Origin of the sequence: Streptomyces amakusaensis (assembly GCF_039532665.1) — a bacterium.
Lineage (GTDB): Bacteria > Actinomycetota > Actinomycetes > Streptomycetales > Streptomycetaceae > Streptomyces > Streptomyces amakusaensis.
In genome coordinates this window covers 1-17,400 of sequence record NZ_BAAASB010000010.1, presented here as the reverse complement: position 1 = coordinate 17,400, position 17,400 = coordinate 1, and the positions used below count along the sequence as shown (strand labels likewise).

10 protein-coding genes and 1 pseudogene are annotated in these 17,400 nt (G+C 69.4%); 6 read left to right on the top strand and 5 right to left on the bottom strand.

Annotated features, from left to right (window positions below; all coding sequences use genetic code 11):
* Positions 1-3 precede the first annotated feature (3 nt).
* A complete protein-coding gene (locus tag ABD371_RS18945) occupies positions 4-2,079 on the bottom strand; it encodes a PQQ-binding-like beta-propeller repeat protein (RefSeq protein ID WP_344478480.1) in 2,076 nt (691 codons plus the stop codon).
* A 444-nt stretch (positions 2,080-2,523) separates the two neighbouring features.
* Between ABD371_RS18945 and ABD371_RS18940 the strand changes: the two genes are divergently transcribed.
* The 4 genes from ABD371_RS18940 to ABD371_RS18925 all read left to right on the top strand — a co-directional run bounded on the left by ABD371_RS18940 (position 2,524) and on the right by ABD371_RS18925 (position 10,229).
* On the top strand, positions 2,524-6,654 hold the full coding sequence (locus tag ABD371_RS18940; protein ID WP_344478476.1) for a hypothetical protein: 4,131 nt from the start codon (positions 2,524-2,526) through the stop codon (positions 6,652-6,654).
* 220 nt (positions 6,655-6,874) lie between these two features.
* Positions 6,875-9,316: a hypothetical protein gene (locus tag ABD371_RS18935; RefSeq protein WP_344478473.1), complete on the top strand. Its 2,442-nt coding sequence runs from the start codon at positions 6,875-6,877 to the stop codon at positions 9,314-9,316.
* 371 nt (positions 9,317-9,687) lie between these two features.
* The gene (locus tag ABD371_RS18930; protein WP_344478471.1) at positions 9,688-9,984 is read left to right on the top strand and encodes a hypothetical protein; all 297 of its coding nucleotides are present in this window, start codon (positions 9,688-9,690) and stop codon (positions 9,982-9,984) included.
* A complete protein-coding gene (locus tag ABD371_RS18925; RefSeq protein ID WP_344478468.1) occupies positions 9,981-10,229 on the top strand; it encodes a hypothetical protein in 249 nt (82 codons plus the stop codon). The genes ABD371_RS18930 and ABD371_RS18925 overlap by 4 nt, the downstream gene beginning before the upstream one ends.
* Before the next feature lie 478 nt (positions 10,230-10,707).
* Here the strand turns inward: ABD371_RS18925 and ABD371_RS18920 are convergent, their stop codons facing one another.
* The 3 genes and pseudogenes from ABD371_RS18920 to ABD371_RS18910 all read right to left on the bottom strand — a co-directional run bounded on the left by ABD371_RS18920 (position 10,708) and on the right by ABD371_RS18910 (position 11,908).
* Positions 10,708-10,908, bottom strand: a complete 201-nt coding sequence (locus ABD371_RS18920; protein WP_344478465.1) for a hypothetical protein — start codon at positions 10,906-10,908, stop codon at positions 10,708-10,710.
* A 74-nt stretch (positions 10,909-10,982) separates the two neighbouring features.
* Positions 10,983-11,232 (bottom strand): annotated as a pseudogene (locus tag ABD371_RS35870) (hypothetical protein); the annotation flags it as partial.
* A 328-nt stretch (positions 11,233-11,560) separates the two neighbouring features.
* Positions 11,561-11,908 (bottom strand): hypothetical protein, encoded by a 348-nt coding sequence (locus ABD371_RS18910; protein ID WP_344478460.1) that lies wholly within the window; start codon positions 11,906-11,908, stop codon positions 11,561-11,563.
* A gap of 703 nt (positions 11,909-12,611) precedes the next feature.
* Between ABD371_RS18910 and ABD371_RS18905 the strand changes: the two genes are divergently transcribed.
* A complete protein-coding gene (locus ABD371_RS18905; protein ID WP_344478457.1) occupies positions 12,612-13,001 on the top strand; it encodes a peptidase inhibitor family I36 protein in 390 nt (129 codons plus the stop codon).
* 209 nt (positions 13,002-13,210) lie between these two features.
* Positions 13,211-14,032 carry a hypothetical protein gene (locus tag ABD371_RS18900; protein WP_344478454.1) on the top strand — a complete coding sequence of 274 codons (822 nt, stop codon included), beginning with the start codon at positions 13,211-13,213 and terminating at the stop codon, positions 14,030-14,032.
* Between the two features lie 404 nt (positions 14,033-14,436).
* Here the strand turns inward: ABD371_RS18900 and ABD371_RS18895 are convergent, their stop codons facing one another.
* Complete coding sequence (locus ABD371_RS18895) at positions 14,437-16,830, bottom strand: DEAD/DEAH box helicase (RefSeq protein ID WP_344478451.1); 2,394 nt, start codon at positions 16,828-16,830, stop codon at positions 14,437-14,439.
* Positions 16,831-17,400: the final 570 nt, after the last annotated feature.

The window sequence follows — 17,400 nt, the reverse complement described above, 5'->3', positions numbered from 1 at the left end:
CCGTCAGTGCAGCTCCCACGCCTGCAGCCAGCCGCTGCAGGTGGAGACGAACATCCGGCGGTCCTCGACGGCCGGCTGCCCGCCGCCCTCGTCGCTCCACCGCACCGGCAACTGCTGCGTACTCCGGCGGGTGAGCGGATCCCAGGCATGCAGGGCTCCGGTACGGTCCCCGGCCCAGATGCGATCGCCCCACATGAACGGCGTGGTGGTGAAGGCGCCGCCCGCTGGCCTGTGCCACAACTCGCCGCCGGAGTGCGGATCGAGGACCACCAGCCGGCCCGGGGCGAACGCGGCGATGTTGACGCCGTTGCCGGCGACCAGGGGAGCCGCAGCGATGCGCTGGGCGGCCTGAACGTCCCACTGCAGGCGTCCCTCGCGTGCATCCCAGGCCAGCGCCCGGCCGCACCGGGTGGTCAGATGAACCGCCGTACCTGCATGCACCGGCGCGGCGGCAGCCGCGCCGGGCAGCTTGTGGCGCCACAGCAGCGCCCCGCCAGCACGGTCCAGGGCGACGATCTCCTGCTTGCGGTCCGGCGTGTCGGCAACGGCGGCGAGGACCTGGTCGCCGGCGCTCCAGTGCGCGATGGCGCACGAGCCGCTCGGCCAGCGCCACACCGTGTGCCCGCTCATCGCCCCGACGGCAGCAAGAACCTGCTGCCCGGGCGCGGATGCCGCCCGGTCCTGCAGCAGCGCGAACACTATGCCGCCATGAGCCTGAGGCGCGGCCATGACCTGCAGCCGGTCTCCGGCGCCCGACCACAGCACCGTTTTCGAGGCGACGTCGCAGGCGCTCAGCCCCGTGTCGGGGTGCCCGGCGAACAGCACCCCGTCCGACACCGAGGCCAGGCCGTCCTGCATACGCAGAGCCAGCGGCGCGCTGCACTGACCGGTGCTCAGATCCCACGCCCGGGCATGGCCCAGCAAGCCGGAGGCGAAGCATGCCCCACCGGCGACCACCGGCCTGTGTCCGCCGCCGATCTTCTTACCCCAGCGCTGGTCACCAGAGTCCGCGTCGAAGGCGAGCGTCCAGCAGTCGTCGACCACCACCACAGTGCCGTCGTGTACCTGGGGCTGGTGTGCCGCCCCAGTCACCAGGCGGACCTCCCACCGCAGCCTGGCATGCGCACGGCGACGGTCCGTCCGTGGTCTGCGGACCGTCGCCGGCCGGGCTGGCACAGCGGCCGCGGGAGAGGGTAGGGCTGCCAGGGCGAAGCAGTCCAGACCCTGCAGGTCGGCCTGCAGCCGGGACAGATCCACCACTGCACCGCCTGGAGCATAGGCACCCACCTGCTCCGCGAGATGCGCGAACAGGGCGTGCGCCGCCTCATTGCTGCGCTGCGGCGTCACGGCCCGCAGACGTTCGACGCTGTAGGTCCGGTCCGTGCAATCGGCGCCTTCCAGGCGCATCTCGACCAGACGCAGGGCCGACAGCAGCCGCCAGGTCTCCCGCGCCGTCTGAGCCGATGGTTCGGGGGCCAGCAACGCCACGATCTCTTCCATCTGGGTCAGCCGGTTGCGCACCGCTGTCTGCAGGCTGCCCGGACGGCGCAGCCGGTCCTGGAACTCCGCCCAACTGCCCGCAGCCGAAGCCATCTCGGCCAACGCCCTGAGCTGCTGAGCGGGAATGCAGGACGGCACCACGGCCAGGGCCAGCTTCCAGCGGCCACTGTCCACCAGCGCCCGCCGGGCGCGCGCGACGTGCAGGAAGTCGCCGATCAGCTTGACAGAGTCCGCCTCGCTCGGCACCAGCTTCGGCTTTCTGCGCACTCCGATGGACAGCACAACCTCCTTCTTGTTGGGCGCCGTTCCGACCACCACGATGTCGTCCACGCGGCTGACGGAACGCCCCTGAAATCGGATCCGGACCGGCGTCACGGCATCCCCCAGGCCGGGTACCGGTGTCCCGGTCAGCAGATGCGACAACAGCACCGCCCCATAGCGGTGCTCCAGAACTGTCCCGCCACCCCCGGTGGAATAGGGACCGGCCCCGGCCTGTCCCGGCGGCGGTCCTTCCTGCTGCAACGCGGCGCGCTGAGCGGGCAGCGCGGCAGGAAGGCCGGTATCGCGACGGTAGGACATGTTCCTCCCCGGTGTGATGTGTGACAGTCGGCGCACTGCCCCCGTCTGGGCAACGCGCCACCGTGCAGTCGGTTACCGGTTCTGTGACACCGACGGCCGGTAACCGAGTCCCAAGGCGCCCGCCGCATACCGGCAAGACACCGGCACTCCCGGTTTTTCCCACCCGCCGTCAGGGGTATGGACGCTGCGCCGCAGGGCTGCTGGACGACCCGAAAGAGAAGGCGGCGCGGGCAGACGGCGTGAACCGCCGATGGGGCGGGATGAACGAGGGTCGGCGTTGATGTCAGTGGCGCCTGGGACAGTGATGGCGTGGACAGTCAGGCAGAGCGAATTTTCGAGGATGCGGTCAGGACCGGCCGTAGGAACGCCGTCACCGTGGAGATGGCACGGCGCCACTGTCTGAACATGACGTTCACCGAGTTCGGTGGCCAGGGAACGGCCGAGGTGGCCACCGGCCTGCCGATCAACATGCGCCAGGTGGGCTGCCTCGTGGCGCACGGCGGTGCCAGCGGGAACCTGGACTGGATTGCCGGGGAGTTCTACGGACAGCACTGCGTGGGATGCACTCATCGCCGTCCCACAGGCGACGTGCCGAATCTCGCCACGGTGATGGAGGAACGCAAGGAAGCCGCGGCCAGAGCCGAGGAGGCCGAACGAGCGGAAACAACGCGGCTGCGCCAGGCATGGGAGCAGCGCGCCGAGCACCGCCGGGGCGCGCAGGTGTCATCGGACACAGCGATGGCCAGTGCTCTGGACGACATCGGTGTCCTGGACCAGGAGCCCGGTGTCGAACGGGACCGGGAGACCTGCGACGGTGCCTTGCGGCGGTTGACCGCACTGGCGGAGCGGGCGCCGGAGACCTTCACCACCGCGGTGATCGAGCTGGCCCTGAAGCTGGTGGCCGACGTCCACCTCACGCAGTTGTTGACGCCGCTGCGGCATGTGGCCCGCAGCCGCAGCGAGTTCGTGGCAGGTGTCCTTGGAGCGGCCCTGGACACCTTGCGGCGCGGCCCGGTTGAGGAGGCTGGCCGCTGCCTGAGCGATCTGCTGACTGCCCGCGATGCCGACCAGGTCGACGAGGCAGTGATCCAGTCCCTGGTGTATCTCGCTGAGCCGCAGAGCCGGCGATACGGGTTCTTTGAAGGCGGCACCGGGGACGCCAGTGCTCTTCGTGCAGCGGCTGGAGTGGCCCCTCAGACTGTGATCGCTGTGCTCACCGGCATGCTGCCGGCCCCACCACCGTCTCAGTCGCTCGTGGTCCCGCCCGGAGCACGGCCCGTTCCCCAGACGGGACGACGGCCTGAGGCCGATCGGCGTGCTGCCGCGGCCGCCGTGCGGGCCCTGGCCTTCACGCACCCGGACGTGGCGGGCGAACTCGTGCCGCCGATGCTGCTGAACCTGGGCGTTGACGGCGACCACCACAACGACCCCGCCCCGGTGGGCACGGTCCAGCAAGCCCTCGCCACCCTGCTCGTCCTGGCGGTGGGAGAGGTACCTGCCCAGCTCGAGCGCACCGGCAGCACGGCCGGAGACACCGTGCGCGAGCGGCTGTTCGGGGTGCTGGAACAGGCCGGACGCTTCATCGACCCCGAAGACCGATTCCGGACCGCCAGCGATCCCCGGCCTGATGAGAGCCGGCAGCAGGCCGTCTTCGAGGAACTGCTCTCCACATGTCTGACCCGCATCGGGGGAGACTGGGGCGACGACGTACGCGTCCCGGCCGCGATTCTGACCGAGCAACTGGCCCAAACCCACCCCGCCTGGGCCGCCCCGCACCTGACTGCTCTCCTGGGCGCGGCCCTGACGGCCATCGACACGCTGGAGTCGGCGGACACCGCCCCCGCCCCGCTCCTGGCCACCCCCGAAACGGTTCCGCCGCAGTTGCGCCGTCTTGAACGGATGGCCCACCAGCAGTCTCTGGCGTCCAGCATCAGCAGGCTCCTGGACGCTCTGGAACACATCGCCACCGTCGACGTGACGGCCGTATGCGGCGCGGTCATCGACACCGTCACCGACGAACGCGACAGCCAGCGCAGGCAGGTCATCGTGCCGCGCCTGCTGCCGCTCATGGGGAAACTCGGACGACGCCACGGCGACCACCCCGGCCTGCTGCGGATGATCCTTCCGTTGTTGCACACCTACCTCGTCGACTCCGACGTCGCCTCGCGGTCGGCCGCACTGAGCGCATGGGCGGACATCGGCGCCGTCCACCACCTTCCCTCCAGCATCTCCGATCTCCTGCCGGCCCTGCTCGAGGACCGCTACATCGCTGTCATCGACGGTGTTCTCGACGCCGCCATGCGCCTGGAGTGGAGCGACGAGGACTCCCTGCGTCTGCTGGTCTACGCGCTGCTGGTCTGCGCCCAGGTCGACATCACCCGCTTCCCGGACACCGTCAACAAGGCCATGACAGCTGCCGCCCGGCTCTCCCGCGGCGACGAAGCCCTCCGGGCGCACACCGAACAGCAGATCCTCACTCGCGCCGCCGACCTCGACCGCTACCACTTGCGCGACGCCCTGCGCCGTGACTGGCTGCCGCAGACCACGGCCAGCCCGGCCATGGCGAAGCTGCGCCTGCGCCAGGTACGCGACCCATACATCAACGACCGCTTCAACGCCCACGACAACCGGCAACTGTGCGCACTGCTGGACTGCGGCCCGGGCCTGACCGGCCTCTTGCTGGAGGACTTGGAGGCGGCCGCCCTCGAACTGGGGCCGCACCGTGTGTTCGGCGCGGCCGAATACGCCGAGGTCGCCTGGCGGGCAGCCCGTCCGGGGGATGCCGCCGCCATCATGAACGCCGTTCTGGAGTCGGTCCCGGCCGAGCCCGCGTTCACCGTCCACCGGGCGCTGGCCTCGCTGATTGTCGCCGCGGCCGCGTTCGATGCCACCGCAGCGGCCCAGGGCGACACCGGCGTAACAGCCCGCGCGCTGACACAAGCCGCGCACACCCTCGGTGGGGACGGCGATGCTGGCGCTCTGGCGGAGCAGGCCCGCACCCGTGTCACAGTCCGAGACCTCCTGGTCGGCCGCGAGCCGATGCCGAATGCCAGCGCAGACCGGCACGATGCGGACCAGCGCTCCGGTCATTCCAGCAGCGATCCGGCCGACGCGCTTCGTACCCGCGCCGCCCGGCTCCGCGTCGCTGCGGACACCCTCAGGAGCCAGTCTCTGGAGGCGACGGCGACCGCCGCCTACGTGCGGTCCTTCGCCAGGCTGTGCGAGGTGGCCGCCTTTCTGATCAGGCTCGATGCAGCCGAACTCGACGCCGACACCGCCCAGATGACCGCGCTGGCCACCGCAGCCCGCCGACGCGCCACCGCCGCCACCGCCGACCTTCACCAGCGCTTCACGGACACCGACCCGCTGGCCGGACCACTGCTGGCCGCCTTGGAGCAGGCACAGGCCCTCACCGGTGACGGCGGCGTGGCCGACCTCCTCACCCGCTTCGCCGCCCTGCCCCTGCCCCTGGTGATCGCCCGAGGCCGACGCCGCACACCGCTCCACTCCGGCACGGCGGACACCGACAGTGATGCACGGGCCGCCGAGGACCAGCCAGCCGCCGCCGTCGTCCTGGCCAGCGTCGACGGACGCCTCATCACCGGCCCGCAGATCCTGCGCCCCTCCACGGTCTACGAACTCCGCCTCGACGTCCGCACCGGCCCCTGGCCCCGGTGGGCTCAGAGCCTCGAAGCCGACCTCCTCGGCCACTTCACCCCCGCCGAGGCGGAAACCCCCACCTACCTGTGGCCGCGCCTGCCACGCCCCGAGGACCCGGTGACACTGAACGCCACCGGCACGCTCATCCTCCGCTTCGCCCTGCCCGCCGGCAGCCCTGCCCCGCCGTTCTCGGTCAACCTGCGCTGGCGCGGCACCAAGAACGGGAAGCCTTTTACCCAGAGTCTCGACGCCGCCGGGCACCGCGAGATCCGCTTGCGGCCCTTCGACGCCTCACGCGACTTCCTGACCAGCTTCCCCGTCTTCGACGAACGCCTGCTCGCCCTCTACGAAAGCCTCCACCGCGCTGGTTACGACGAGGACCAGCTCCAGGCCTTCTGCCGCCTGTTCACCGCCATCTGCCGCACCGGACTCACCATGACCTGGAACAAGCAGTACAAACGCGGCAGCCACGTGACCGAACGCAAGTTCCACGACGACCTGTACAAGGAACTGCAGGCAGAGCCGGAACTCGGCGGGCGCCTGGAACGGGGCAGCCCGCTCGCCCTGGGATACCTCGACGTCCGGCACGACGGCATCACTGCCGAACTGAAAGTCGAGCGCACCACCCCGGTCACCCAGGAGCGCTCCCCCAAGTACATGGGCCAGCCCACCCAGTACGCAGCCGCCGACGGCGCACGCCTGTCGATCCTGTGCATCCTGGACATGAGCCGCAAGACCTCGCCCGTCGGCGTGCCGGAGAACTACCTCTTCACCCTCCAGCCCGCCCTCCACGGTCTGACCAACCCACAGGCGCCGTCCCTGGTCGCAGCGATCGTCGTCAACGGCAACCTGCCGACCCCCAGTTCATGGTCACGCCGCAGAACACCCACCCTGCCTGCGTCACCGCCGCCGTGACCGGCCTGACAGCCAGCATGTCCGAAGCGGCCTCTGGCTGCACGATCGAGCCTGAACAGGTGGGCCGGACACAGCTGCCACCGCCCGGCAGCGATCCGCGGACGCGGCGGTGTCGCCCTCACGGTACGCGCACCCGCCGGTGCGGGCATCGCCCCCGAAATGTCAGTGGGGTGCTGGACACTGGGCGTGCGTGAGTGCGGCAGTGAGACGGGGGAACGACGTGAGCGACGATGCCGTCCAGCTTGAAAAACGTATTCGCTTCGCCTTGAGCATCCTTGGCGAAAGCAACAGCCATCACGAGTTCGAGGCCCTGTGCCTGGGCCTGGCACGCCGGAGGATCACCAGCAACCTGCTCCCTGCCACTGGCCCTGTCAGCAGCGGCGGCGACCAGGGCCGGGACGCAGAAAGCCACTGGACCAACATCCCCCGCGAACTGCCCGGCACATCCTGCTTCGCCGCGCTGGCCTCCACCCAGCGGGTGGTGATGGCCTGCACCATCCAGAGCACCGGCATCCCGGGCAAGATCCGAAAGGACCTCGCCTCGATCTGCGGGCAGGGCGCACCCGTTGACCGCGTCATCTACTTCACCGTGACCGCCGTACCCACCAGGAAGCGGCACGACCTGATCGACGAGGCCGCCCGGACACACCAGGTCGAGCTGGAGATCTGGGACGCCGCCGCACTCGCCCTCCACCTTGCCGACTACGACCTGTTCTACCTCGCCGTCCAGTACCTTCACCTGCCCTCCGATCTCGCTCCGCCACGCCCGGAAAGCGCTGGCGAACTGCCCGACTGGTATGCCGAAGCCCGCTGGCGATGGCAGGCAAGCGACGAGCCCGGCCGCACCCTGGGCGATCTGGTGGACCTGCGGGGCGCGTTGCGGCACGCCACCTTCCACGACGAGGCCCGGGCCGACCTGCCGGAATGGATCGACTACGCCCGTGCCCTGCTGGACGCCGCCGTGGGGGAGGACATCGCGCTGCGGGCCCGCTACGAGATCGTCGTAGCGACCCTGCGAGGCCTGGGCGAGATGCGGCCGACGGACCAGCTGGCCCGTGACTTCTTCAGCACGGTCACCGCTGACGACACCCTCACCGACCCGGGAATCCTCGAGGACGCCGTCGTGCTCCTGCAGTACGGGTTCGGGGCACTGGTCCGCGACCTCACCGCGCTGACCGCAGAGGACCTGTCCGGCTGGCAGGGACTGCTGGCAGACAAGATCGACCGCCTGCTGGAGGCGGATCCGCCGCCCAACGCGATGGCCCATCTGCTGGCCATGCGGGCCCGCCTGGCCCTGCACACCGACATGACCGTCGACCTCACCGTGGTACCCGAGGACCTGCCGAGCGTCGCAGAGGTCACCGCGCATGTCCTCGAAGCGGTGGAAGCCGGTGAGCAGGTGCCTGCTCTGCAGGCGCCGCCGCCGCTCACGGACCTCGACACCGGCATGCGCACTCTGCTCCGGTTGGGCCGCCACCTGGACAACGCGCCGCTGTTCCCCATCGAGCACATTGCCGACCTTTTCGACTTCCTCACCCCGGTTCTGGTGGACCACCCTCTGTACCAGGAGGTCCGTGACCTGCTCGACGCGGCAACCGACCGGGTCACCGGCCAGGCGGCACGGGGCGAACGCGCCCAGTCCCGAGGTCATGCCCTGATCAAGAGCGGCCGCATTCCGCAAGCGCTCCAGGAGATCCACGAGGCCAAGGCCAACTGGCTGCTCGGCGACACCCTCGAGGGCGGCCTGATCATGCTGTTGCTGTCCGCGCGCCTCTACAGCGAACTCGGCCTGACCGTCGCCGCTAAGCAGTACGCGCTCGCAGCCGCTACCGCCGCGAAGTCCGCACCCGCCCCGGAACTCAGCTGTTTCATCCCCCGCGGCATCATCCTCGCCGCCCACTACGACCTGCAGGCCGGAAACTGGATCTCCGCCACCCGCCTGTTCTGCATCGGCCTCACGGCACAGGACGCCTACTGCGATGAGCCCTACAAGCACGACCGCTACCCGTACGTCTGGGAGACCATGGCCGACCAGGCACTCACGCTGCGCGCAGCCACCGAAGTGCGGCCCGGCTTCGTCCCCGTGCTCCGCTCGATCACCGGCTCGGTGGGCATCAACACGATCCTCGACGACATGCTCGCCCCGACCGCCGGCGCCCCCGCGGCGACCGAAGAGTCATACACCGCCGAAGCCGACGAACAAGGCATGGGACGGCCCTTCAGCGACGCCGGACCCACACGCCGATACACCTGGAATGCACTCGGCGTCGACTGGGAGATCACCTGCCCTAACGACCGCCCGTCGGTACTCGCCGCCGAACGCTATAGCGCGGCACTCCAGGTACTTCTCGCCGAACTCGCCCTGTACGAGCCCGTTTTTTGTGCCCGGCCGTCTCACGGCCGAGATCCGCGTGGACACCACCGCGCCAAGGGATCGGCCCGCCGCCTGCGAACAGGTCACCGACCCGGACACCAACCGGTGGACCGTGTGTCTGCCCAGGGCCGACGGTACGCGGGAGACGCTGCCCGCCCAGCCCGCGAGGAAGTCCGCCGGCCCGCCGACGGTGAAGTCCCGCAGACGCGGGCCCCTGGTCTGCGCGATGTGCGGCAACCCGATCGAGGGACGTTCCGACAAGGGCCGGGGCCAGGGTGCCCGGGGTAAACCCGTCCACCCCGCCGGCCAGTGCCCCGCCGAAGTACCGCCCGCCCGCCGCTTGCCCCGTGATCCCGCCGCAGCCCTGCCGCGAACCCGGGGCGGCACCGGCAACCCCTGCAAGAGCCCGAACACCCGAGCCGTCCCGCCAGCGACCCCGGAATCCGAGAACTGACGATCTCAGGGTCGTCCACCCGCTCAGCCGAGCGGGATGACCACAGGGACAGCCGCCCTCCGGTTCTCCCGTGTCGAACGCCGGCGCGGGCGTGATCACCTTCCCGGGTGAATCCCGCCCCGCACTGCCACACCAGGGCGCAGACAGGTGCGGACGGCAGCAGACTGGCCTTTCCACTGAGTGAGGGAAGAAGGAGCGACCGGAGTTGGCGGACACGGCGAAAACACTGACAACCACCCTGAGCGACGGACGTCAGGTGGAGCTGCCGGGCACGATCCGAACGATCCGGCAGGCCCTGGATCCGGAACTGGCGGCCGAGTTCGTCCGGGAGGCCGAGGACGCCGGCGTCGGCGAACTCCCCGGTGTCCTGGCCCGCTGGGCACTGCGCACCCCGCAGGCCCATGACCCGGGCGAGGAGGAACAGATCGCCCGGATCCGGGCCGGCGACATGACCGGACTCCTCTACGCCGACCGGGCCGACGCCTACCGGAGCGCCGGATGAGCATGCGCATCGCCTACACCCCGGCCGCCGACGCCGAGCTCCGCGGCCTGTCCCGGGAACGGCGCAAGGACTTCGACCAGGGCATGGAAGCCCTCGCCCGCTCCCCGTACGGCTCCGGCTCCAGCCCGGTGAAGGGCGAGCGTGACCGCCGGGACGCGACGATCGCGAACATCGCGTTCATCACCTACCTCGTCAGCGAAACCGTCGTCACCGTCACGGTCGTCAAAGCCGTACGCCTCCCCTGACACCGTCCCAGACGCCACAAGAACCCGACAACCCTCTGCACGCCGCTGCACCGCCTCACCGAACCCGCTGCGACTGTGCCGTAGTTCACGCGGTCGGGGGAGCGGCCCCAGATCCCAGGGCCTGCACGAACACCAGTGCGATGCCAGTCGTGAGCAGCGGCATCGCATCGCCCTGTGTGTAGGCCCTGGGACGGGGCGCTGCGGACCCCAGGCAGCAGAACAGCCCTGGGCGCGCAGTGCGCCCGGGGCTGTTTCCCGCAGTGCTCACGACGCCGCCAATGCCGGCCCGGAAGCGGCATCGTGATTGTGTTCTCTCACCAGTCGTCGGGGGCGCTGCCCACCCCACGCGATCGGTCGGCCCTCGCTGGTGCGGCCCCAGTGCGGCTCCTCCATCGAGGTCTCGTGGCCGTCGTCCAGGACGCAGATCCGTCCCCAGCGGCCGTGCTTGCCCGCACAGAGCCTGGCAAGCCGGGCCGCGTCACTGTCCCGCACCCGCCTGGTCGTACCGGTCCTGAAAGGGCTGGAGGCGGGCCCCCAGCTCCACACCGAGCTCCGTCTCCGCCGCCTCGACCTGCCCCCGTGCATCCCGTACCCCAGGGTCGGGCAGCAGACACGAGATGACCTTCTCCGCCTCGGCGAAGGCTCTGGTGCGGGCGTGCCACCGCACAGCCGCTGGCACGCGCTGCTCTTCCCGCTCCTCTCCACCGGAGAGACCGGAAGCGGGGCCGGCCGCACTGGCCTGGTCCGCGGCCATCACGCTGCCTCTCCCGCCCACCCCAGCTTCAGGGCTGCCAGCGCGGTGAGCTTGTCCGCGGTCAGCTTGGCCCGCCTGCTCTTGCTGTTGGACAGGAACACCCCGAGCCTGACCTCCGACCCGTCCGGCAACACCTCTGCGTGGGCCTGGAGCCGTCACGGAACCCGTGCGGGCCTTGTGCCGACTGCCGGCGAGGGCCGCCACGCCCTTCTCGAAGGCGCTCACAGCCTTCCCGGGGGCTTTGGCGGGCTCCGGGGCGCCGTGCCACGCAGGCCACCCCTGTGGTGCGGCCCCCGCCCAGCCCGGCGCCTTTGGCATCCCCTGTTATCTCCGAAGAGTCGATCCATGTCCGCTGAGAATCTCCGCCGGGCCCTTCGTCACGCCGCCCGGATCCACCGCACCGCCGAAGTCCGACCACAAGAACGCCGCCGACGCGCTCCAGCGCGCGCTGGAGCGCCGGGACGGCTCGGCCGGCTTGACGCCCACCCGCCGGGTGCGGCCGGGACGCCGAAGGGCCGTACCCGCCACGAGTACGCGGCGGGTACGGCCCTGGAGTGACCGGTGACCCGGTCCGGAATCAGTGGGTGGCGGCCCCGTAAATGATCACGGAGGCGGCCCCGGCGACCAGCAGAAGGAGCCGTGCCGCGGCGACCCGCTGGGCGAGCCCGCGCCGACGGTCCTTGTGCACCATGAAGGACGTGGCGCCGAGTGACGCGATGAGGAACACCGCCGAACCGAGGAAGACCGCGGCCTCGGCGAAGTGCTCGGCCGTCGACATCTCGTGGTTCCCGACGATCGCGGGCAGCAGCAGCCCGATCACGACCATGGCCAACGCCACGAACGAGGTCACCAGCGCGTCCGCCCCGAGAGTCAGCGACCAAACGGTGCTCTGTCCCCGCCGGGGCGGCGTGGCCGACTGCGTCATCGCTATCACCTTCGGATTCTGTGCAGTGAGGGCCGAGGGCGGGTCCGGGGACCGGCCCTCGGCCGATGGGATCAGACCTTGGGCCGCATGTGGAGCTTCCCGGTCTTCATCGCCTTCTTGCAGCGGTTGCAGGCCGCCTTGCGGGTGCCCCAGACGGTCCAGGCCGTGATTTCGCCGCCGATCTTACGACCGACCGTGTTGTCGACCTAGTCGGCGGTCACCTCGCCGTTCGGGGCGGCCTTACCGCTGTCGCTCGCCAGTTGTCAGGTGCGCTTCCCACTCACGCGATCGGTCGGCCCTCGCTGCTACGGCCCCAGTACGGCTCCTCCACCGAGGTCTCGTGACCGTTGGGAAGGATGTAGACGCGCCCTCAGCGGCCGTGCTTGCCAGCGCAGACCTCGGTGAACCCGGCCCACGCCGTCGACCGCCACGGCCTGGCCGTAGCGGTCCTGGAACGGCTGGAGGCGGGCGCACAGCTCAAGGCCGAGCTCTGTCTCGCCCGTGATGGCGGGCGCCCTTGCCCAGCAGGCCCGCCAGATGCACGCACCCGCCTTCGCCCGGCGCAAGACCGCACGGTGAGTCAATACCCTGAAGCGAATCTGCCACCTTGTGCTAAAGCATGGTTGCGCAGGGGAGGCGAGCAATACGTTCTCGTGATGCGAAATCGACTCACATGCCTCTCCCAGACTTGAGGAGCATCGACATGCGCCGCATACTCGCCCCCGTCCTGACAGCCGGATTTGCCGCAGCGCTGACCATTGCCGGCCCCGCCTCCAGCGCGTCCGCCTCCGCCACCGGCACCGCCTCCTGCCCGAGCGGGAACCTGTGCGTGTGGGACCAGACCTCCTACAACGGAAACATGTACAGGTTTGCCGGGACCAATAACTCCTGGAGCTCCTGGTCCATCAACAACCGCGACGCCTCTTGGTACAACCACGGAACTTCCGGCCTCAAAGCCTGTATCTGGGGAGACGAGTACAGCGTCATCTGGGGCTGGGGCGGCGGGCTGAAGTCCGTTGCGAGCGGCACTTCGTCCCCATCAGACGCCAACCGGGCCTACAAGGGCAGCTCCAACAGCTGGGGCAACTGCTGATCCAGCTCCCACCTTCTGCGGCGCCGTTTCGGGCACGGGCCCCGAAACGGCGCCGGTCCCGGCGCACACCTCAAAGAAGGACCGGCTCCCACATGCTGCTACGCCGCCCGCACGTCGCCCCGCTCGCGCTGCTCGGCATGCTGCTCACCAGTTGTGCCACAGTCCCTGCAGCGGTAGAGCCCCCCATGAGTTCCGACCCACTGCCCGCCATGCCCTTCCAGATCCAGACAACCGACGGAGAACTGACAAAGGAGGCCGAGCGCTATCGCCTCCTGGCTGAGGGCCACCTGATAAGCCGCTGCATGGCACGCCAGGGGTACGAGTACATCGTCCGCACCCCCCCGGAAGGCGCCTTGACCGTGCACGCCCTCTCTCTCTTCCACACTCTCGAACCGGACGAGGCCCGCACGCACGGCTACGGGAACCCGGACAACAGCGCCGACGAAGTCCAGCGCTTCGTGTCGGAGGATCCGAACGCGACCTACGCAGAATCACTGGACGAAGACCGCCGCAACGGATACGACAAGGCTCTCTTCGGCAGTAAAGAAAAGGAGGTAGACATCTCTCTGCCCGACGGAGAGAACATCACTACAAACACCGACGGCTGCACTTCCGAGATGCGCCGTGCGCTCTATGGCACCGACCTCGCCGCATACCTACGCAACGACTACATCGCTGCCAACCTTGGCCTGGCCGTGTACCAACAGGTCACCGCCGACCCTGCATATGCGAAGACCATCGCCAGGTGGCAGCGCTGCATGCGCGACCGCAGCTACCACTTCAATGATCCAGGCGTGGCAGTCAGCACAGCCACAAAGACCCGCAAGACCCGCACCCGCCCCGCCCCTAAGGAGATTGCCATCGCTGTCGCCGACGGTGAATGCCGCATCAGCAGCCGTCTGTCCACAACCTTGGAACAGCTCACCGGCACATACCATGAACGTCTCGCCAAGATCCGCGCTCTGCAACTGGACGCCAACCGCAGGGCACGCGCCGATGCTATAAAGCGGGCCGGGACCCTGCTGAGCTGACCGCCGCACGGTAACCCTGCGCGCATTGTCCGCCGACGACGCCCCAGCCCCATCGTGGCCGTCGTCCAGGACGCAGATCCGTCCCCAGCGGCCGTGCTTGCCCGCACAGAGCCCGGCGAGCAGGGCCGCGTCGCTGTCCCGCACGGCCTGGTCGTGGCGGTCCTGGAAGGACTGGAGGCGGGCGTGCAGCTCTATGCCGAGCTGGGTCTCCGTCGCCTCGACCTGGGCCCGCGCCTCCCGCACCCCGGGGGCGGACAGCAGGCACGAGATGACCTTCTCCGCCTCGGCGAAGGCGCTGTTGCGGGCGTGCCACCGCACAGCCGCTGGCACGCGCTGCTCTTCCCGCTCCTCTCGACCGGAGAGACCGGGATTCCGGCCTGGTGCCCTGCTCTGCTCCCCGGCCATCACGCTGTCTCCTCCGCCCATTCCAGCCCGAGGGCGGCGAGCGCGGCGAGCTTGTCGGCGGTCAGTTTGGCCCGGCGGCTCTTGCTGTTGCTGAGGAACACTCCGAGCTTGACCTCAGACCCGTCCTCCAATACCTCTACATGCGCCCTGGGGGGCTTCACAGAACCCTCCCGGGCCTTGTACTGCGCGAGGGCCGCCACGCCTTTCTCGAAGGCGCTCATGGCCGTCTTGGGGGTCTTGGCGGGCTCCGGCTCGGGGGGCAGCGGCACAACACCGAGCTGCTCCAGGAGCGCGCGCTGCCCGTCCGTCATCTGTGTCCAGGCGGTGTGCTGGCGCTGCTTGGCCTGCCATTTCCCGATGTCCATGCCGTGGACGGTGAACCCGGGCAGGACCTCGGACCGGTCCTCCTCGTCCGCCAAAAGCTCCCGCAGTGCGGCGTAGTGCCGCTGCCACTCCGCCGGCCACGCCGGGTCCCAGTGCTCGTCCACGGCCTCCAGCGCAGCCCTCCACTCCGGACGGGCCTCCAGGGCTCCGGGGCGGCGGAGGTTGGACAGCCACTGCCCCACCGGCCGGTCCAGCATCGTCGCCGACCGGGGCGCGCACAGCGTCCAGTGCTGCTCGTAGTACGCCTTCGCGGCCTCCAGGTTCTCCTGGAAGCGCTCATCCGCCACGTTCCAGACCATGCCCAGCTTCTCCAGCCGCCGCGCGCGCAGGCCGGTCATCTCCCCGGCCGTGTAGGCCCGTCGCTGTTCCGCGACCCACTGCCCAAGCGGTGTCGCACCCTCCCGGTGTCCATACGGAACCCGGGCGTGCCCCTCACGTTCCGTGAACGTCTTGAGCTTCGCCCAGCCGCGGGCCCAGTCCTGCCGCTCGGTGTCGATCACGTTGAAGCTGACCCATTCCGCGACCATCACAGGATCACGCGGAGCCGCGAAACGGAGCAGCAACCGGGTTTCCTCCTCGTTATCACCGGGTGCTGCACCGATGTATTCGGAGGGCTGCGCAACGTCTTTCTGGGGCTCCTGCGGGATCGCCAGCAATTCGACGGCCTCTTCATCATGAGCCCGCAGACCCTCAAGGACTTTCACCAGAGGCTTGTACGAACCGGAGGTGAACATGTCCTCCGGCGCCTCGTCCGGCTGGAGGAATACCGGCACGATCAAAGAGGCGAGCTTCCCCTCTCCGGGCTTCTGCCGCAGCGCGCGCCCGATCGCCTGCACGATGTCGTGCGGCGCCCCCTTCGGGTCGAGGAGCGCCACGGAGTCCACGGCCCGGATGTCCACACCCTCGCCCAGGACACGGCAGTTCGACAGGACCGCGCGGCGGGCGGTGGTCCCGAACTTGCCCAGCACCTCCCGCCGGCGCTCCGGGACGTGCTCACCCATCAGCCAGTCCGCCCAGATCTCCGCCGGGTACGTCTCCGGCTGGTCCGCGTGCAGCCGCGCAGCGACACGCTGAAGGCCCTCCGCATACGCCGCGGCCTCTATGGTCCGATGGTGGAACGTGATGCACGTCTGGAGCTGGTGCTGCTCCATCGTGTGCAGCAGCGCGGCCTGGAGAGCGCCCAAGCGCTCCCCGCGGACCTTCTCGGTGTGCCGCTCCTCGCCCATCAGCCGCTCCGGGGTGACGACCGGGTCCTTCAGCTCCAGGACGATGATCTGGTACCGCGCCAGCAGCTTCCGCGACACCGCCGCCGCCAAGCTCAGCTTGTACAGAACCGGCCCGAAGACCTTCTCGTCGTCCATGGAGGCCGCCATCTCCTCCGGCAGCGCGTCCCGCACCCCCTCCGCGACCTCCCAGTGCGCAGGCCGCTCCTGCCAGATCCGCGGCGTCGCCGTCAGATACAACCGCCGGTGCGCCGGGATCTTCGTCTGGTCGTGGATATCCGCCCACGCCTTCCCCATCGAGCCCGACGTCCGGTGCGCCTCATCGACCACCGCCAGGTCCACCGGCGCGAGCTTCTGCCCGTAGGCGGCCTCGAACGCCTCCGTGAGCACGCCCAGCGACGAGTAGGTGGCGAAGACGGTCACCGGCCCCTCCTTGTGCCACAGCGCCAGCTGCACGGGGTTGGTGGTGCACCGAACCCCCATGTGCCACAGCTCCGGGTCGTCCAGGGGCGAGCACACCATGACCGCCGGCCCCTTGGGCCCGGCACCGCTCCACTCCTTCACGGTCTGCGCCAGGAGATCCAGGGTCGGCACCACCACGAGAACGCGGCCCTTGGGCACAATCCTTTTCGCGGAGGCCGCCGCGATGATGGTCTTCCCCGTTCCGCACGCGGCGTGCACCTGCCCGCGCAACCCATTCCAGGGAATGCCACCCGGCGGAATATCGAGCCCGCGCACGATGGCGGCCACTGCCTCAATCTGGTGTTCAAACAGTTTCACAGCCATTCCCGTGGATCTCCTCTTCGCGGAATGCGTCGCGTCATAGGAATAAGAGTCCGGCGCGGTGAGCGGCGGGCCGGTGGGGTGGTGTCTTACACCAAACTCTACACAGCCAGCACCCCTGATGCATCACCAACACGACAGCTTCCCCCTGTAGGCTGATACTTGGCCGAATCCCGCCCAGCACGTACGATCCACAGGGTATGCTGACGGGGTATTGGTGAACGTGAGCGGCCGGTTTCGAGGGTGGGGGAGGGGTTCGGGTGGAGCGCAGCGGAGCCCGGCACTGCGATGGGGCCGGCACCCGATCAAGCCGACGGTCCGTCAACCCCGATTCGGGGTAGTGATCAGGAACCCCAGGCCCTACACAGTCCCGCACGCGATGCACCTCCCCTCATAGCCAGCCTGGGTGATCGCGCTTGCGCGGTCGCCTACAATTCGCGCTTGCGCGAATTGTATTCCGTTTGGAATTCCGTTCACGGAATTCCATTCCAGCGCTTGCGCTGGAATCTGAATTGCGCTTGCGCAATTCATTCTCTACGGGGCGGCTTGCCGCCCCGTATCCCGCTCCGCGGG